At 33.4% G+C, this 18,043-nt stretch carries 12 protein-coding genes and 1 pseudogene; 10 read left to right on the forward strand and 3 right to left on the reverse strand.

The window, feature by feature from the left end:
- Nucleotides 1-21 precede the first annotated feature (21 nt).
- Nucleotides 22-2,436 (reverse strand): DNA topoisomerase I, encoded by a 2,415-nt coding sequence (locus tag AD998_13085; protein KOY88198.1) that lies wholly within the window; start codon nucleotides 2,434-2,436, stop codon nucleotides 22-24.
- A gap of 98 nt (nucleotides 2,437-2,534) precedes the next feature.
- On the reverse strand, nucleotides 2,535-3,224 hold the full coding sequence (locus AD998_13090; GenBank protein ID KOY86953.1) for a hypothetical protein: 690 nt from the start codon (nucleotides 3,222-3,224) through the stop codon (nucleotides 2,535-2,537).
- A gap of 241 nt (nucleotides 3,225-3,465) precedes the next feature.
- Between AD998_13090 and AD998_13095 the strand changes: the two genes are divergently transcribed.
- The 10 genes and pseudogenes from AD998_13095 (at nucleotide 3,466) to AD998_13140 (ending at nucleotide 17,221) form a co-directional block, all read left to right on the forward strand.
- Nucleotides 3,466-4,593 carry a secretion protein HylD gene (locus AD998_13095; protein ID KOY86954.1) on the forward strand — a complete coding sequence of 376 codons (1,128 nt, stop codon included), beginning with the start codon at nucleotides 3,466-3,468 and terminating at the stop codon, nucleotides 4,591-4,593.
- A 100-nt stretch (nucleotides 4,594-4,693) separates the two neighbouring features.
- Nucleotides 4,694-7,861, forward strand: coding sequence for a multidrug transporter AcrB (locus AD998_13100; GenBank protein ID KOY86955.1), 3,168 nt, complete (start codon nucleotides 4,694-4,696; stop codon nucleotides 7,859-7,861).
- A 26-nt stretch (nucleotides 7,862-7,887) separates the two neighbouring features.
- On the forward strand, nucleotides 7,888-9,339 hold the full coding sequence (locus tag AD998_13105; GenBank protein ID KOY86956.1) for a hypothetical protein: 1,452 nt from the start codon (nucleotides 7,888-7,890) through the stop codon (nucleotides 9,337-9,339).
- Between the two features lie 106 nt (nucleotides 9,340-9,445).
- On the forward strand, nucleotides 9,446-10,480 hold the full coding sequence (locus tag AD998_13110) for a hypothetical protein (protein ID KOY88199.1): 1,035 nt from the start codon (nucleotides 9,446-9,448) through the stop codon (nucleotides 10,478-10,480).
- A 16-nt stretch (nucleotides 10,481-10,496) separates the two neighbouring features.
- Nucleotides 10,497-11,177 carry a hypothetical protein gene (locus tag AD998_13115; protein ID KOY86957.1) on the forward strand — a complete coding sequence of 227 codons (681 nt, stop codon included), beginning with the start codon at nucleotides 10,497-10,499 and terminating at the stop codon, nucleotides 11,175-11,177.
- A gap of 48 nt (nucleotides 11,178-11,225) precedes the next feature.
- A complete protein-coding gene (locus AD998_13120; GenBank protein ID KOY86958.1) occupies nucleotides 11,226-12,290 on the forward strand; it encodes a hypothetical protein in 1,065 nt (354 codons plus the stop codon).
- Nucleotides 12,291-12,374: 84 nt separating this feature from the next.
- Nucleotides 12,375-12,911, forward strand: a complete 537-nt coding sequence (locus AD998_13125) for a transposase (protein ID KOY86959.1) — start codon at nucleotides 12,375-12,377, stop codon at nucleotides 12,909-12,911.
- Nucleotides 12,912-13,086: 175 nt separating this feature from the next.
- Entirely contained in the window at nucleotides 13,087-13,371 is a 285-nt protein-coding gene (locus AD998_13130; GenBank protein KOY86960.1) for a hypothetical protein, read from the forward strand.
- Between the two features lie 109 nt (nucleotides 13,372-13,480).
- Nucleotides 13,481-16,732: a hypothetical protein gene (locus AD998_13135; GenBank protein KOY86961.1), complete on the forward strand. Its 3,252-nt coding sequence runs from the start codon at nucleotides 13,481-13,483 to the stop codon at nucleotides 16,730-16,732.
- 306 nt (nucleotides 16,733-17,038) lie between these two features.
- A pseudogene (locus tag AD998_13140) lies at nucleotides 17,039-17,221 on the forward strand (hypothetical protein).
- A 71-nt stretch (nucleotides 17,222-17,292) separates the two neighbouring features.
- On the opposite strand, the gene AD998_13145 reads toward AD998_13140, so the two are convergent.
- Nucleotides 17,293-18,036, reverse strand: coding sequence for a hypothetical protein (locus AD998_13145; GenBank protein ID KOY86962.1), 744 nt, complete (start codon nucleotides 18,034-18,036; stop codon nucleotides 17,293-17,295).
- Nucleotides 18,037-18,043 lie beyond the last annotated feature (7 nt).

Here is an 18,043-nt window from a genome sequence, read left to right on the forward strand (position 1 = left end):
TTATTTCAATATACAAAAAAATTATTTAGAACTCTTTTTTGTAGTAGTTTTACTTGCATTTTTTGTAGTAACCTTAGCATTTGTTGTTTTGGTAGTAGATTTCGTAGTACTTTTAGATGAACTCTTGGTGGCTGTTTTTGTTTTAGAATCACCTGCTTGTTCTTCAGCAAGACTCAAACATTCATCCAGAGTAAGTGTTTTAGGGTCTTTATTTTTAGGAATACGTACATTTTGTTTTCCAACCTTGATATAAGCTCCATAACGTCCATTGAGTACCTGAACTTCAGGGTTTTCATCGAATGTCAAAATCATTTTTTCTGAATCCGCTTTTCTTTTCGCCTCAATAATTTCAATGGCTCTGCTTTCTGTGATGCTGTAAGGATCATCGTCTTTGGTAAGAGAATAAAATGCACTTCCAAGTTTGACATAAGGACCAAAACGTCCAATGGCAACTGTCATGGTTTCATTATCGTAAGTGCCTATATCTCTGGGCAATTTAAACAAATCTAAAGCTTCTTCAAGAGTGATAGTTTCTAAAAATTGTCCTTTTTTAAGTTTAGCAAAAGCAGGTTTTTTATCGTCTGTTGCCTCCCCAACTTGCACATAAGCTCCATATTTACCAAGTTTGGCAAATATTTTTTCACCTGTATCGGGGTGTGTACCCAACTCTCTACCTGTGTTTACTTCACTACGTTTTATATCCTGAGTTTCTTCTACTTTCTGATGGAATTTCTGATAAAATCCATCTATCATTTTTGCCCAATTTTTCTTTCCTTCTGCAATTTCGTCAAACTCTTTTTCTACTTTGGCAGTAAAAGAGTAATCCATAATTGTTTCAAAATGAGATTGTAGAAAGTCATTAACTACCATTGCCACATCTGTTGGAAACAGTTTTGATTTTTCCGCTCCTGTGATTTCCGTTTTGGTTTTGGTCGTAATTTTATCGACTTTTAAGGTTAATTCTTGATACTTTCGCTCTTTCCCATCTCTATTTTCTTTTACCACATATCCCCTTTTCTGAACTGTTGAAATGGTTGGTGCGTACGTTGAAGGTCTTCCAATCCCTAATTCTTCAAGTTTTTTTACCAAACTGGCTTCTGTATAACGAGCTGCGGGTCTTGTGAAGCGTTCTAAAGCCTTCATTTCTGAAAGATTTAGAATCTGTCCAACTTTGATAGGTGGAAGCATTTTTTTATTTTCTTCATCTTCTCCATCATCATCTTTGTCTTCCAAATATACTTTCAAGAAACCTTCAAACTTAATAACCTCACCTTCAGCGTACAACATTGATTTATTGGTAGAAATATCAATCGTTGCAATCGTTCTTTCTAACTGAGCATCAGCCATTTGTGATGCAATAGCTCTTTTCCAAATCAGTTCGTACAAACGTTTTTCATTGTTATCTGCTCCTGCTTGGTGTACCGAAAAATCCGTTGGGCGAATGGCTTCGTGAGCCTCCTGAGCCGATTCGGATTTAGTTTTGTATTGGCGTGTTTGTACAAATTGTTTTCCGTATAAACTTTCTATTTCTGCTGTAGCCGATTTAATAGCATCTTGTGAAAGGGCTGTTGAGTCGGTACGCATATAAGTTATTTTACCCGCTTCATAGAGTTTTTGAGCAAGTGTCATGGTTTGTTGCACCGAAAAACTCAATTTTCTACTTGCTTCTTGCTGAAGCGTAGAAGTAGTAAATGGAGGTGCTGGCGATTTTTTGGCTGGTTTGGTTTCTAAGTTTTTAATAGTAAAAACAGCTCCTATACAGCTTTTTAAGAATGCTTCTGCATCTTTTTCGGTAGCAATTTTATCTTTGAGTTCAGCCACGAGGGTTTTGCCATCTCCCAAATCGAAAAGAGCTGATACTTTGTAGCTAGATGTAGCATTAAATTTCTCAACTTCTCTTTCTCTTTCTACAATCAGTCTTACTGCCACCGATTGTACTCTACCTGCTGAAAGTCCTGTTTTGATTTTCTTCCAAAGCACAGGCGAAAGTTCATAACCCACCAATCTATCTAAAATACGACGGGCTTGTTGAGCATTTACAAGGTCTAAATCTATTGTTCTTGGATTTTGAACTGCATTTAAAATAGCATTCTTGGTAATTTCTCTAAATACAATTCGCTGTATTTTAGTATCTTTCAGTTCCAAAGCTTCTTTTAAATGCCAAGAAATGGCTTCTCCCTCACGGTCGTCGTCCGTTGCAAGCCATACAAGCTCTGCTTCCTTCGCCATTTTTTTAAGTTCTTTTACCAAAGAAATTTTATCAGTCGAAACTTCGTAAGTGGGTGTAAAATTTTTGGCAATATCAATGCCAATACCTTTTTCTGGTAAATCCCTGATGTGTCCGTAGCTTGAACGCACCGTAAAATCTTTTCCTAAATACTTTTCAATAGTTTTTGCCTTTGCTGGGGACTCTACTATCACTAAATTTTTGAGCATTTCTCTATTGTCTTTTTTTTTCAAATATGGAAATTTTTTTTTCAAAAAAACAAGAAACACTCTGACGTTTTTTGGCAAAATTCACAAAACATCATTCTTTATTTATTTTCCAACACAATATTTTTATTTTGTATCAATGATATAACTCCCTCAATAATTGCCCATTGAGCAAATATATAGGTTATCATAATCAAAAATTGAGCTTGCCAAATTCTAACTGCAAATTTGTCTATAGCTATCAGTGAATCCGATATTACAAAAAACAATGCTCCTAAAAGTATCCATTTAGAGCCTTTTAGAGAATTTAGTAATAAATTTGTAGCAAAAATAAGCATCACCATAATGACTGAAGCATACACAACTACAGGTATAGCCATTTCGCCCAAATGTGGAAACAGATAATAAATTAAAGATATTCCGTAGCTTAAAATTAACACCAATATCCAAGGTTTTTGAAATACTATCAATGTATTTGCTTGTTTATAGAAAAACACCACATAAAAGATATGAGCCAATAAAAACATCGAAAGTCCCAAAATGAAGAAAATAGCAGCTCTCCCATCAAACATTAAAAGTGTATCTCCTAAAAAAGAAAAAAATAGGGCTACCAATACCAATTTAGCTTCTTTAAAAGCTTTTAAAGATTTTGTTGTGAAGTAAACTGCCAACAATGGCATCAGTAGTGGTTTTACAAATAAATGTAATTGAGTGTTTTGCAATAAATGGCTTGCCAATTCTAAAAGGGCTACACTAATAAATAAGATAAAAAAAATGACAAAAAACCTCATAAGGATACTTTTAATATCAAAATTGAAAGTAAATAAACTCTAACTAAGAGAAAAAACAAAAAATACCACCTCTAGTTTTTCACAAAAATGGCATAAATATTCTCTTCTTTAAGATTTTCTTTAAAAATATTATTAAAAATAAAAGTTATACTATCATAAACAATTGTATAACTTCTTTGTTATTATACTAAATATCATGTTTTATATTGTTACTATATTGCATCATCAAACCTACCTTTATATGAAGTCGAAAAGATTAATACATCAGATTGGTTTATTGAGTTGTGTGATTATTTCATCTTGTAGCTCAGAGAATAAACTTTCAGAAGAAAAACCTACTTTACCTGTTATTACCATTTCTGCCCAAAAAGTCCAAGTGGAAGAACCTTATGTTGCAGAAATTCAAGCAATTAAAAATGTAGAAATTCGTAATAGAGTAACAGGATTTTTAGATTATATTTTAGTAGATGAAGGAAAAAAGGTAAGCAAAGGACAAGTATTATTTAAAATTAATGAGTCCGAATATCAAACTGAATTAGCTAAAACAACAGCTAATCTACAAACCTCCATTGCAGAAGCTAAATCAGCAGAACTAGAAGTAAATAGAATTTCACTACTTGTTGAAAAGCAAGTAATTGGAAAAGTTGAGTTAGAAATGGCTAAAGCTAAATTAGCAGCTGCTCAAGCCAAAATAGAAGAAGCTCGTTCTAATCAACAGAGAGCTACTCTCAATCTATCTTATACAACTATTACAGCTCCTTTTGATGGCTTATTAGATAGAATACCTCTCAAAATGGGTAGTTTATTACAAGAAGGGACTTTACTAACAACCATCTCAGATATACAAGATGTTTATGCCTATTTCAGAGTATCTGAAAGTCAGTATATTCAGTATCGAAGAAAAAGGATAGAAGATAGTACGTATACGATTGGCAATGTAAAACTTATTTTAGCTGATGGCACTATTTATCCATTGGAAGGGAAAATTGAAACCGTAGAAGGCGATTTTGAGACAACAACAGGAACAATAGCTTTTAGAGCAAGATTTAATAATCCTAACAGACTTTTAAAACATGGTTCAAGTGGGAAAGTTCTGATTACAAATACAATCAACAATGCCATTGTTATTCCACAAAAAGCAGTTTTTGAAATACAAGACAAAAATTATGTGTATGTAGTGAATGAACAGAATCAAGTGAAAATGAAAAGTTTCACAACCAAGAAGCGTTTAGATAAATATTATATTGTTGAATCTGGCTTACAAATGGGAGATAAAATTGTCTATGAAGGTATTCAAAACCTTAAAGATGGGGCATTCATAAGTCCTCAGCCCATTAAACAAGATGACTTCCAAGTCAGTACATTGTAATTTTCCATAATTATTACATTTTAGGCTTATTGCTATGATGAAAAACATCATAGAAGTCATTTTCTTGTATCTCCATATTTAATTTATCTATAAGTCAATCATGATAGAAAAATTTATAAAAAGACCAGTTTTGTCTTTGGTTATATCTATATTTTTTGTGTTACTAGGTGGACTGGCTTTGTCTATTTTACCTGTAACACAATTCCCAGAAATTGCTCCTCCTTCTGTAACTATTACTGCAAGATATACAGGAGCTAACGCCGAAACTTGTATGAATGCCGTAGCTATACCCATTGAAAAAGCTGTAAATGGTGTTCCTGGCATGACATACATGAATACTGTTATCAGTAATAGTGGGGTTACTCTCATTCAAATTTATTTTCAGGTAGGCACAGATCCTGATGTAGCAGCCGTAAACGTACAAAATAGGGTTGCTACTGTTATAGATGAGCTTCCTGAGGAAGTAATTCGTGCAGGTGTTTCCACTGAAAAAGAAGTAAATAGCATGTTGATGTATCTAAACATTTATAGTGAAGACAAAAACATAGAGGAAAAATTTTTATACAATTTTGCAGACATCAACATTATCAAAGAGCTTAAAAGAATAGATGGTGTGGGTTTTTGTGAAATTTTAGGTTCACAAGAATACTCTATGCGTGTATGGCTGAAACCTTATCGAATGTCTGCTTATAAGATTAGCACACAAGAAGTTATAGATGCTATCAAAGCCCAAAATGTAGAAGCAGCACCTGGTAAGACTGGTGAAAGCTCTGCTAAAAAGGCTCAGGCCATGGAGTATGTATTGCGTTATACTGGAAAATTTACAACTCCTGAACAATACAAAAACATTGTTATCAAATCTAATGCAGATGGTTCTGTTTTAAGATTAAAAGACGTTGCAGATGTAGAGCTTGGTTCTATGAGTTATAGTATGATTTCAAAGCTCAATGGCTCTCCCTCAGCTTCTATCATGATTAAACAAAGACCTGGTTCTAATGCTTCTGCTGTAATTTCTAATATTAAGAGTAAAATGGAAGAGTTACAAAATTCTTTTCCTCCAAACATGAAATACAACGTATCCTATGATGTATCTCGATTTTTAGATGCATCCATCCATGAAGTTATCAAAACACTTATTGAAGCTTTATTACTGGTATTTATAGTAATTTTTATTTTCCTACAAGATACACGAGCCATGCTCATTACAGCACTATCTGTACCTGTTTCTTTGGTGGGTACGCTTATCTTCCTACATCTCATGGGCTTTTCTATCAATATGCTAACACTTTTTGCATTGGTGTTGGCTATTGGGATTGTAGTAGATAATGCTATTGTGGTAGTAGAGGCTGTACATGCTAAAATGCAAACCAAAGGTTCTAATGTGATGCAGGCTACTATTGAGTCTATGAACGAAATTACTGGAGCTATTGTAGCCATTACCCTTGTTATGTCAGCAGTATTTGTGCCTGTTGCTTTTTTATCGGGTCCTGTAGGCGTTTTTTATCGCCAGTTTTCTCTTACACTAGCATTTTCTATTGTCATATCAGGAATTAACGCTCTAACGCTTGTTCCAGCTTTATGTGCTTTATGGCTAAAACACCATCATAACCACCCTATTGACAAAAAGAAAAATTTGATAGAAAGATTTTTTGAGAAATTCAATCAGAAATATACATCTCTTGAAAATAGTTATAAAAATATCATTACTAAAATAGCTTCTTATAAAAAAACAGCCCTCTTGGTAATTGGTATCTTTATATTTGCTATTTGGGGAATTTCTAAAATTTTACCTACAGGTTTTATTCCTACAGAAGATCAGGGAATGATTTATGTGAGTGTAACCTCTCCAGTAGGTGCAACTCTTGAACGAACAAGTTCTACTCTCGATAAAATTCAAAAAATTATACAAAAAGAAGGCACTGTAGAATCTTTTTCATCGTTGGCAGGTTATAGCATTCTTACAGAATCTACAGGCTCTGCCTATGGTATGGGAATGATTAACCTCAAACCTTGGGACAAACGCGATAAAACCACGGATGAGCTTATTCAGGATTTTATCCAGAAAACCAAAAATATTCAGGAAGCTCAGATTGAATTCTTCTCTCCTCCTACTGTACCAGGCTTTGGCAATGCCAGTGGTTTTGAATTAAGATTGCAAGACAAAACAGGAGAATTATCTCTTTCCAAAATGGCAGATATTTCTAATCAGTTTATTGAAGCCCTCAAAAAACGCCCTGAAATTGCCTCTGCCTTTACAAGTTTCAATGCTAGTTTCCCTCAATATCTTATCCATATTGACCAAGATATTGCTGCTCAAAAAGGTGTTACGGCACATGAAGCCCTAGAAAACCTCCAGGTATTTATTGGAAGTTATTATACTTCTAATTTTATTAGGTTCGGGCAAATGTACAAGGTTATGTTGCAGGCTGCTCCAGAACATCGTATGAAACCAGATGATATTCTTAAAATGCAAATTAAGAATAAAGATGGCGATATGGTGCCTTACTCAACATTTGTACGTCTTGAAAGAATTTATGGAGCTGAGCAAATTACCAGATACAATATGTATCTCTCATCACTCATCAACGGAGAAGCTGCCAAAGGCTATAGTAGTGGAGAAGCCATTAAAGCTGTTGAAGAAGTTGCTCAAAAAACTCTTCCCAAAGGATATGTCATTGATTGGTCAGGGATTACACGTGAAGAAATTCTTTCAGGAAATCAAACCTTTTATGTATTTGTTATTTGCTTGATTTTTGTGTATTTATTGCTTTCTGCCCAATATGAAAGTTTTTCTTTACCAATGGCTGTTCTTTTATCTTTACCTGTGGGTATTTTTGGCTCCTACTTTTTCCTCCAGATTGCTGGTTTACAAAATAATATTTATGCACAGGTAGCTTTGGTAATGCTGATAGGATTGCTGGGAAAAAATGCTATCCTTATTGTTGAAGTGGCTTTACAACACCAGAAAGATGGAAAAAATATTATAGATGCTGTTGTAGAGGGTGCTGCCTCACGTTTAAGACCTATTCTGATGACTTCATTTGCCTTTATTGCAGGCTTAATACCACTTTGTATAGCATCTGGGGCTGGAGCTTTAGGAAATAGGTCTATTGGAATGGCATCTGTAGGAGGCATGCTCATAGGAACTATCGTTGGCTTATTCTTGATTCCAAGTTTGTATGTAATTTTTACTAACAAAACACCATCCAAACCTCTTGAAAACATCCCTGTTTCTGTTGAAACAAAGGATAATTCTTTTGAAGCATAAATATACCATTTTTAAACCCTGCATTCATGATAAACTTTCATAAAGTAATATATTATTTGGTCATTATTTTGGTAGTTGTAAGCACATTTTCATGCCATAAAATATTTGCTCCCATCAAAGAACCTCAAAGTTTAGATATTCCTAAAAACTTTGGAAAAGAAAACAATGATACTACTTCTGTTGTCCAGAATAATTGGAAAACTTTCTTTGATGATCAAAATCTTATTGAACTTATCGAAATAGCGTTAAAGAACAACCAAGATTTACGAATAGTCTTACAAAGAATTGAAAAATCTAAAGCTGATTTGATGCTTGCAAAAGGCTATTTTTTACCAACTATACATGCTAATATCTCAGCAGGTATAGATAAGTTTGGAGATTACACCATGAATGGTGTAGGAAACTTTGATACAAATCTTTCTCCTAATATTGATGCTCAACAAAGAATCCCTAACCCTACTCCCGACTTATTTTTAGGCTTTCGCAGTTCTTGGGAAATTGATATATGGGGCAAGCTTAAAAATAATAAAAAAAGCTCCTTATCTCGTTTTATGGCAACCCAAGAAGCCAAAAATGTAATTACCACAGAAATAGTAACACAAATTGCATTACTCTATTACGAACTTCTTGCTTTGGATGCTGAATTAGAAGTTATCAAAAAGAATATTGATTTACAGGAACAAGCCCTAAAAGTAATGCACATTCAGAAAGAAGCAGGAAAAGCAACAGAACTTGCTGTAAAACAATATTCTGCCTTATTGTTACGAACAAGGAGTTTGGAAAATACCTTAAAAATACAAATCATTCAGCTTGAAAACCAGATTAACTTTTTATTAGGCAGGTTTCCACAAGAAGTTAAAAGAACCAATGATTTTCAAGATAGAAAACTACTGGTATATAGCTCTTTGGGGTTACCAACCCAAATGCTTCGTCAGCGTCCAGATATTAGACAAGCTGAATGGCAACTCAAAGCCACTGAAGCAGATGTAAAAGTAGCTCAAAGAGCTTTTTTACCTTCTCTCAACATCAACGCAAGTTTGGGCTACAATGCTTTTAAAAGTTCTCTTTTGTTTAATCCTGCTTCACTGGCTTATGGTTTATTAGGTGGTTTTACAGCACCTTTATTACAAAATAAAGCTCTCAAACGTAATCAGAAAATAGCCATTGCAGAATTTTATGAAGCTAATGCTCAGTATCAGAAAACAGTGTTAAAATCCTTTCAGGAAGTACATACTTTTATAAAAATTCTGGAAAATATAGAAAAAGCTTACGAATTTCGGAAACAAGAGGTTGAAGAATTGACAAATGCTGTAAGTACATCCAAAGATTTATTTATTGCTGGTTATGCAAACTACTTAGAGCTGATTACCACACAAAAAAGTGTTTTAGAAGCAGAATTGGATTTATTTTTGATTCGTAGAGACCATTTTTTATATGCTATACAGTTGTACAGAGCTTTAGGAGGTGGTTGGAAATAATAAGATTTTTCAATTCTTGATTAAACTTTTTTATTTAAATTGACCTCATTAAATATTTTTCAATTTTATGAGGTCTTTTTTTCTTTTTGTTTATTGCCTATTGTTTATTTTGCCCGTTCAAGCTCAGCTTTATAGTGATAGTTTAGGGAAATTCAAGATAGAAACTTCGGCATACATTGATGTTTATTATAATTTCGATTTTGCCCGTCCTGAAAATAACGAACGGGATGTGTTTTGGTACAATCATAAACGTCATAATGAGTTCAATGTCAATCATGGGATTATCAAGACTTCTGTGGTTTCGGAAAAAGTAAGAGGCAATATTTCGTTGATGATTGGCACATATTCACAATATAACCTTATTACAGAACAAGAGCTTATCCGAAATATTTACGAAGGAAATATTGGAGTGAAACTTTCTAAAAACAAGAACCTTTGGCTTGATGCAGGTATTTTTGCTTCACATATTGGTTTTGAAAGTGCCATTTCTAAAGATTGTTGGACACCCACACGAAGCATACTTGCTGATAATACTCCTTATTATGAAGCTGGAGCAAAGATTACATACAAAACAGAAAACGAAAAATGGATGCTTTCTGGACTCATACTCAATGGCTGGCAACGCATCAAACGACTACCTAGTAATTCTATGCCCTCTTTTGGAACACAAGTTCAATACAAACCCACCAAAAAAATATTACTCAACTCAAGTACTTACATAGGCAACGAAGGAACTGACAGCCTCAAACAGATGCGTTATTTCCATAATTTTTATGGGCAATTTGAGCTTACTGATAAATGGAGCTTGATTGCAGGCTTCGATATTGGCTGGCAAACACAAGAACAAGGCAAAACTCGCAGTTGGAACTCCTCTGCCCTGATGCTTCGCTATAAAATCAACGATAAATTTACACTTTGTGGACGTGGAGAGCATTATTTTGATAAAGAAAGTGTGATAATTGCCAAGCCTAATTTCAGAACATTTGCCTATTCGCTTAATTTCGATTATGCCCCTACCGAAAATATGGTGGCTCGTATTGAAGCCAGAGGGCTTTCGAGTCTTGATAAAAACCTGATTTTGAACAGAGAAGCCTCCAACCAAAACTACTTCCTGATGACTACTATGGAGATTAGTTTTTAAATTTTATAATTGAGCTATGAAAAGGACAACATTAATATTTATTTTATTTTTAAGTTTTTTAGGGCTATTAGGACAAACTACAAAAATTTATAGAACTAAAGTACCTTATAGAAATGCTCCTATAAAAAATTATAGTACGTATCTCAATCATAAAGGTTTCAAGCTTCGCCCACTTCAATCTTCTATTTATCAAACACATATAAGAATTTCTTTTGATTTACAAACTATTGATTTGTATAGCAAAAATGGAGTAATTTTTGAGGGCATTTTAACGAATTACATTCGTGAATACATTTATCTAGGTGAGAATAGTAAAGATCCTCGCAAATCGACCTATTATTATGAGAAAATTTCTTTAGCTCCAGAAAAAGTTCAGTCGATTGTTCAAATGCTCTATACAACCCAACAATTCACTATTCCAACAGGCAAGCTAATTCCTGATTGGACTCCAGGAGCTATTCATTGTGATGCTATCTTTTTTGAATATTATATCAATAAAAAGTATCATAAACAGTATTATTCTTGCCCAAAAAGCCAGAATGATACAATTATCTACAAAAAGATTATCCTTGAAAATAAAGCTTTTATACAAAAAGAACTGGATTTAGACTCTTTCTATACCAGTTTTAAAAACAAACTACCCAAAGGCAAAGCTTTTTATGGTAAGCCAGACTACTCTTATTTTATTACCCGATAAAACTATGTTATAGAGCTAATTTTCAGAGATTTAGACTTGACTATTCATATGAAAACAACATTTTTAATTCTATTTTTATATTCTAATCTTGTTTGGGGACAAAATACACTTCAAAAAAAGAAGCTAAATGATAGATATTCGTGGAAAAATAATTTTTCTCAATCTAAGATAAATTATTTTTATTTTAAACTTCGTCCACTTCAATCATCTCCTTACAAAACTCATATTAGAATTAAATATTTATCCCAAGTTGTTGATTTATACAGCAACGATAATATTCACTTTGAATCATTTCTGACTAACATCATCACTAAATATCCAAAAGATGAAAATAAAAAAATGAACAGTTCAAAAGGCTATGCCTACTATTTTGAGAAAATTGCTTTAAATTCTGAAAAAGCGAAATTGATAGTTGATAAACTTTATGAAACTCAACAACATGCTATCCCAACTGATAGCCTCATTCCTCATTGGAATAATCTTTATATTCATTGTAGTACACTAACCTTTGAGTATCGAATTCAAGGAAAATATCATCAACAAGAATATAGTTGTTTACAAGATCAAGATACTGATTCTGTGGCTTATACGGAAATTCTTTTAAACAATTTAAAGTTTATCAAAAAAGAATTAAGTTTAGATTCTTTATATACTCTTTTCAAAAATAAGCTTCCCAAAGGAAAATCTTATTCAAGAAACGGGTATGGTATCATGTATATTCCAACCAAAAAAGAAAATTTGGAGTATTTAAAATTAATACCTCAGCTACAATACTTAAAACCTCTAAAAGATACGATTACCAATTTTTTAAAACATGAGGTTTCAAAAATTAATATCAAAAACACAAAAATGTATAAAGATTATAGTCTTGCTGTTACATTTGATAAACAAGGGAATATAGAAAATATCAACCCTATTTATGAAAGAAAGGAAAATCGAGCGTCCTATTTCAAAAGAAAAAAGGATTCAAAAATCTATGGAAAGAAAATAAAAGAGATATTTAAAAATATTCCTATTGTAAATCTTAAACTAGAGTATGGTTTTACAAGGGTTTTTCATATAAACAATCAATTTCAAATTTGGAGTATCAATGATGCCACATTTTATCCATAAAATACTAATACAATGCTGTTCGAGATTTGTAATCTCGAACCTCTATCTTAGGATTTATAATCCATAATTCAATATTTTAAAAATATGGCATTTGCATATTCTATACGAAATCAAGGAGGTGTTCATTTTGTAACATTTACAATACATCAATGGGCTGATGTATTTACTCGTCAAATATATGTGGATGAGTACTTGTCAAGTATTAAATATTGCCAAGAAAACAAAGGTTTAGAAATATATGCTTGGGTTATTATGAGTAATCATGTACACATGATTGTCAGAGCTAAAGATGAAAATTTAAGTGATATTATCCGAGATTTAAAAAAATATACATCTAAAAAGTTATATAAAGCTATATCAGAAAATCCTCAAGAAAGTAGAAAAGAATGGCTCTTGAAAGTTTTGAGTTATCAGGAAAAAATATGGTTTTGGGAAGAGGGTTATCATGGAGAAGAAATCTATGATATTGATTTTTACAATTCTAAGGTAAATTATATTCATCTAAATCCTGTCAGGGCTGGAATTGTAGAAAAAGAAGAAGAGTATTTGAATAGCAGTGCAAGTGAATATTATGGTATTAGAAAAGGAAAGTTAAAGTTAAAATTAAGTTTATTTGGTTAATCAGGTTCACAGAACCAATGATACAGGTTCGTGATTACAAATCACGAACAGCAAGTGATCTTTTATACTTAACAAAAAAATGATGGAAAAATATAAAAATTCCTCTACGGAATAAAAAAATACTAGCAAGGTAAAATTGATATAATTGTGTTAAGCTAAAGCAACTAAAAAATCTATGCCTGAAAATCCTCTAAAACCATTTCTAGATGCTTTAAAAGAAGGCAAGACTCTTTCATGTTATACTTCTGATGATAGTAGTGGTTATATCAATCAATATTATGCTCGAATTCAATATAATTTGACTTCAGAGAAAGTTCATATTGAAACAAAAGATGTTATGGATGGTGGCTATCCTGATATAGAAATAACTTTAAATCAGTATGATATGGATTGGTTATCTTTTGAAACTTGGTTTGAGTCATGGGCAAACAAAACTGACCAAATAAAAATTATTCCATAATTTTTTCATCAAAACTTCTCTCTTCATATCATAGTTTTGCTATTTTAACGTTATAATTGAATTCCAATGAATCAACAAATTAAACAACATGATTAAAAAACTATCTTTTATGTGCTGGCTGATTGCTGTATGCTTTTCGGTCAGTTTGCATGCTCAGAAAATCAATACGGATTTACTCAAAGCCATGAAAGCCCGTTCCATTGGTCCTGCGGCGATGTCTGGTAGAATCACAGCCATTGACGCTTTGGTAGCAAATCCAGACATTATTTATGCTGGGGCTGCTTCTGGCGGTGTTTGGAAAACTGAAAACGGAGGCACAACTTGGACATCTATTTTCGACCAAAACCCCATGATTAATATTGGAGCAATTGCTGTTCAGCAATCGAACCCATCTGTGGTATGGGTAGGTACAGGTGAAGGCAATCCAAGAAACTCCCTCAATTTGGGTGCAGGAATTTATAAATCTTTGGATGGTGGGAAAACTTGGAAAATGATGGGTTTAGAGAAAACGATTGTCATTCATCGTATCATCATTGACCCTACCAACCCCAACACAGTTTATGTAGGAGCAACTGGAAATCCATTTGCCGACCACCAAGAACGTGGTGTTTTTAAAACTACTGATGGTGGAAAAACTTGGGAAAAAATTCTTTATACAAACGCTCGTTCAGGTGTAGGCGATATGGTCATGGATCCAACCAACCCCAATAAATTGTTTGTAGGGATGTGGGAACATCGCCGTACTCCTTACAATTTCAAATCGGGTGGTGAAGGCTCAGGATTCTATATGACTTTGGATGGTGGAAAAAACTGGACAAAACTGAATAACCAAACCCATGGCATACCCAAAGGTGAATTAGGTAGAATTGGTCTAGCTATTGCTCATTCAGAGCCTAACAGAGTGTATGCACTCATCGAATCATCTCAGAATGCCTTGTATCGTTCGGATGATGGAGGTTTCAAATGGGAAAAAATTAATGATAGCGATCCTGAAACTATCAAAGGGAATCGCCCTTTTTATTTTTGGGATATAGCCGTTGACCCTAAAAATGAGAACAGAGTTTATGGAGTTTTCCAAATGATTTCTTTGAGTGAAGACGCTGGCAAAACCTTTAAAGTAATTGTTCCTTATAATGGTGTTCACCCTGATCACCATGCTTTCTGGATACACCCTGAAGACCCTTCTTTGATAATTGATGGAAATGATGGTGGTGTAGCTATTTCTCGTGATAGAGGTCGTAAATGGACTTATGCAGAAGCTATTCCTATCGGACAGTTTTATCATATTGCTGTAGATAACGATTTACCTTATAATATTTATGGAGGTTTACAAGACAATGGCTCTTGGGTTGGACCTTCTTATACATGGCAAAATGGAGGTATTTATAGCTGGCAATGGCAAACTGTTTTGGGTGGTGATGGATTTGATGTAATTCCTGACCCCAACAATAACCGTTATGGGTATGCTATGTGGCAAGGAGGAAACCTCATGCGATATGACAAACAAACAGGAAATCATTCTTACATCAGACCTACAGCCGATTTGAACACTCGCTTGAGATTCAATTGGAATGCAGCTTTTGCTTTAGACCCTATAGATAAAAAGACTATTTTCTATGGTTCACAATTTTTACACAAATCCACGGACCAAGGTGTAAGCTGGCAAACCATTTCACCTGATCTTACTACCAATAACAAAGATCAACAAAAAGCCTCAGATCAGAGTGGTGGCTTGACTATTGATATTACTTCTGCTGAAAACCATAACACAATTTTATGTATTGCCCCCTCTCCTGTTCAACAAGGAGTTATTTGGGTAGGAACAGATGATGGTAATGTACAGCTCAGCAGAGATGGTGGAAAAACTTGGGAAAATAAAACTCCTAGAATAGCTGGTTTACCTAAAGAAGCTTGGATTCCACAGATTAGAGCCTCTTCTTTTAGTGCTGGTGAAGCTTTTGTGGTTGCAAATAATTACCGTCAAGGAGATATGAGTACTTATGTTTTCAGAACCAAAGATTACGGACAAACATGGACTCGTATTGTTGATGATTCTAAAGTGGTCGGTTATGCCCTTTCTGTTCAACAAGATGTGGTTGAGCCCAATCTTATTTTTGTAGGAACTGAGCAAGGTTTATGGTTTAGTGTAGATGATGCTGCTACTTTCAGTCAGTGGAAACAAGGTATTCCTTCCGTTTCTACGATGGATTTGGCTTTGCAAGAGCGTGAAGCAGATCTAGTTTTAGGTACTTTTGGAAGATCTATTTTTGTTTTGGATAATATCAGACCTCTTAGAAAAATTGCTGCAAGCAAAGGCAAAGTTTTAGAGCAAAAACTAGCTACATTCGAACAAAATGACGCTTATCTTGCTTCTTACAGAGATGCTGATGGGGCTAATTTTATGGCTGATGCTAATTTTGTAGGTGAAAATAGAAATGCTGGTGCAAGACTGGTTTATTGGTATAACAAAAAGCAAGAGCCTAAAAAAGAAAACAATGTAGTAGCTAAAGAAGAACCTAAGAAGAAAAAAGATAAGGAAAAGGACAAAGATAAACCTAAGGAAGAAAGTAAAGACAAACCTAAACCTGCTGTTTCTCCAGAAGCTAAAAAAGATACTGTTTTTATAAGAATTTACAATGCTGAAAATAAGCTTATCAGAACGCTTCACCATCAGCCTGATACTTTAGGTATGCAAGTGATGTATTGGGATTTATGTGAAAAAGGTATCAGAATGCCTGATTCGCCTAAACCTAAGAAAAACGCTCCTGATTCAAGAGGGAATAACGTATTTGCAGGAAAGTATAAAATCGTTTTCGCATTGGCTGATGCAAAAGATTCTACTTTTGTAACTGTGAAAAATGACCCCAGAGTGAACATTGCTACAAATGCTCAAGATGCTCAAAAAGCATTTATGGAAAGAACTCAAAAATCTGTTACTCGTCTTACAGAAGTAACAGACAGACTCAATGAAATGGATGAAATAGCTAAACAAATTCAAAATAGAACCAAAGATTTGGAAGGAAAAGAATTTGCAGAACTGAGCAAAGCTACCAAAGCTATTTTGGATTCTATCAAAACTAAAAAAGAGCTTGTTACAGGTAAACGCTTTGAAAAACAAGGCTATGGAAGACCTTATCAGGTAACACCTGTTGGCAAAATGCGTGAAGTTTTTTCATACATGGATGAAAAAATAGCTCCTACTCCTAGCCATATCAAGCTTTTAGAAGATTTTGAAACCCTTACAAACCAAGTGATAGAAAAAGTTAATAAGTTTGTAGCTGATGACTGGACTCAATATCGTAAAAAAGTAGAAACTACCAACATTCCACTTTTTAAAGATTACAAGCCTATTGATAAATAAAATATATTTTATTTTCAGTTGCAAAAACGTCATTAAGTATTTTAGAAACTTAATGACGTTTTTTTAATTTAGATGAAGATGAAAAGCTTTCTAAATTCCAAATTAACATCTCTCATAGCTTTTGCTTTATTCATATTAGTGCTATATTGTTATTCATTATACTATGATAAGCAATTAAATACCAATACAAAATATGCTATAGCCACTATTTACGGTTTTGGAACAGTTGGAGGAAATGGTTTAACATGCAAATATGAGTTCATATACAATAATCACGTTTTTTATAGTGATGAGCATATAGATTGTTATCAAAACATTAAGATTGGAAATAGGTTCTATGTGAAATTCTCTGAAACAAATATTGATTATACTAGACTGTTATATACCAAACCCGTTCCAGATAGTATTAAAAATACTCCAAAATTTGGATGGAAAGAACCTCCAGTAGCGGATACAACAAAAATACCTATTCATGATTGTAGTCAATAACTAAATTCATTAGATTATTGATCAAAACCCATTTCATTCAAAGTAATTAATTTTTTTTTTAAGAAACTCTTTTACTTACAACAAACACTAAGATAGTTTTCTATTTCTTGCTCTATTTGTCTATATAAAAGAGATGTAAGATATTCTTCTTGTTGGGCTGGTTTTTGTGTTTGGAAAGTTTCAACATTTGTATTTTCTGTTTGTACAGAAAACTGAAGCAATACACTTTGTTTTTCAAGGCTATATAAAAAGACTTGAACACTCAAATTTCCCTTTTCAAAACCCAAATCTGTAATTTTAGGACTTTTAAAGGAAATCTTTTTATAAACCACCATATATTGGGTACTTCTATATCCATTCACCAAATTCTGCAAATCTGTTATATTCTTTTCAATATCATCATGATCCCTGAGTATAGACGCAAATAAGGTACTATCCCAGTTTTTTTGATACTTTTTCCTATAGATATTTTTTTCAGTAGTTGAAACAGGTGGTAAAAAAGGCGTGTTAGGTGTTTTCCAAAGCGAATCTGTATAAAATACAAAGTGTGTATTTTTATAAAATTGGACTTTATCAGATAATCCTGCAATTTTGGAAGAATAGTTTCCTTTTTTCTCCTGATTATTTACAAAAAACTCTCTCATTTTCTCCGTTTTTGCTAACCATTGCTCTATAAAGGATTCTTCTTTTTGATAAACAGAATCTAATTTTTGGGATACCTGAGTAGCCCATGAAACAGTTTTTTGTTCTTTGGAGCTACCTCCACAGGCTACTATCCACAAAGAACATACAAGAATCAGTAGATTTTTTAGCATAAGTGTT

Source organism: bacterium 336/3 (genome assembly GCA_001281695.1).
GTDB lineage: Bacteria > Bacteroidota > Bacteroidia > Cytophagales > Thermonemataceae > Raineya.

Coding starts and splice junctions, on each gene's coding strand:
- AD998_13130 (KOY86960.1), top strand. CDS start 13,087: ATGCCTGAAAATCCTCTAAAACCATTTCTAGATGCTTTAAAAGAAGGC.
- AD998_13090 (KOY86953.1), bottom strand. CDS start 3,224: ATGAGGTTTTTTGTCATTTTTTTTATCTTATTTATTAGTGTAGCCCTT.
- AD998_13085 (KOY88198.1), bottom strand. CDS start 2,436: ATGCTCAAAAATTTAGTGATAGTAGAGTCCCCAGCAAAGGCAAAAACT.
- AD998_13115 (KOY86957.1), top strand. CDS start 10,497: ATGAAAAGGACAACATTAATATTTATTTTATTTTTAAGTTTTTTAGGG.
- AD998_13100 (KOY86955.1), top strand. CDS start 4,694: ATGATAGAAAAATTTATAAAAAGACCAGTTTTGTCTTTGGTTATATCT.
- AD998_13095 (KOY86954.1), top strand. CDS start 3,466: ATGAAGTCGAAAAGATTAATACATCAGATTGGTTTATTGAGTTGTGTG.
- AD998_13145 (KOY86962.1), bottom strand. CDS start 18,036: ATGCTAAAAAATCTACTGATTCTTGTATGTTCTTTGTGGATAGTAGCC.
- AD998_13135 (KOY86961.1), top strand. CDS start 13,481: ATGTGCTGGCTGATTGCTGTATGCTTTTCGGTCAGTTTGCATGCTCAG.
- AD998_13125 (KOY86959.1), top strand. CDS start 12,375: ATGGCATTTGCATATTCTATACGAAATCAAGGAGGTGTTCATTTTGTA.
- AD998_13120 (KOY86958.1), top strand. CDS start 11,226: ATGAAAACAACATTTTTAATTCTATTTTTATATTCTAATCTTGTTTGG.
- AD998_13105 (KOY86956.1), top strand. CDS start 7,888: ATGATAAACTTTCATAAAGTAATATATTATTTGGTCATTATTTTGGTA.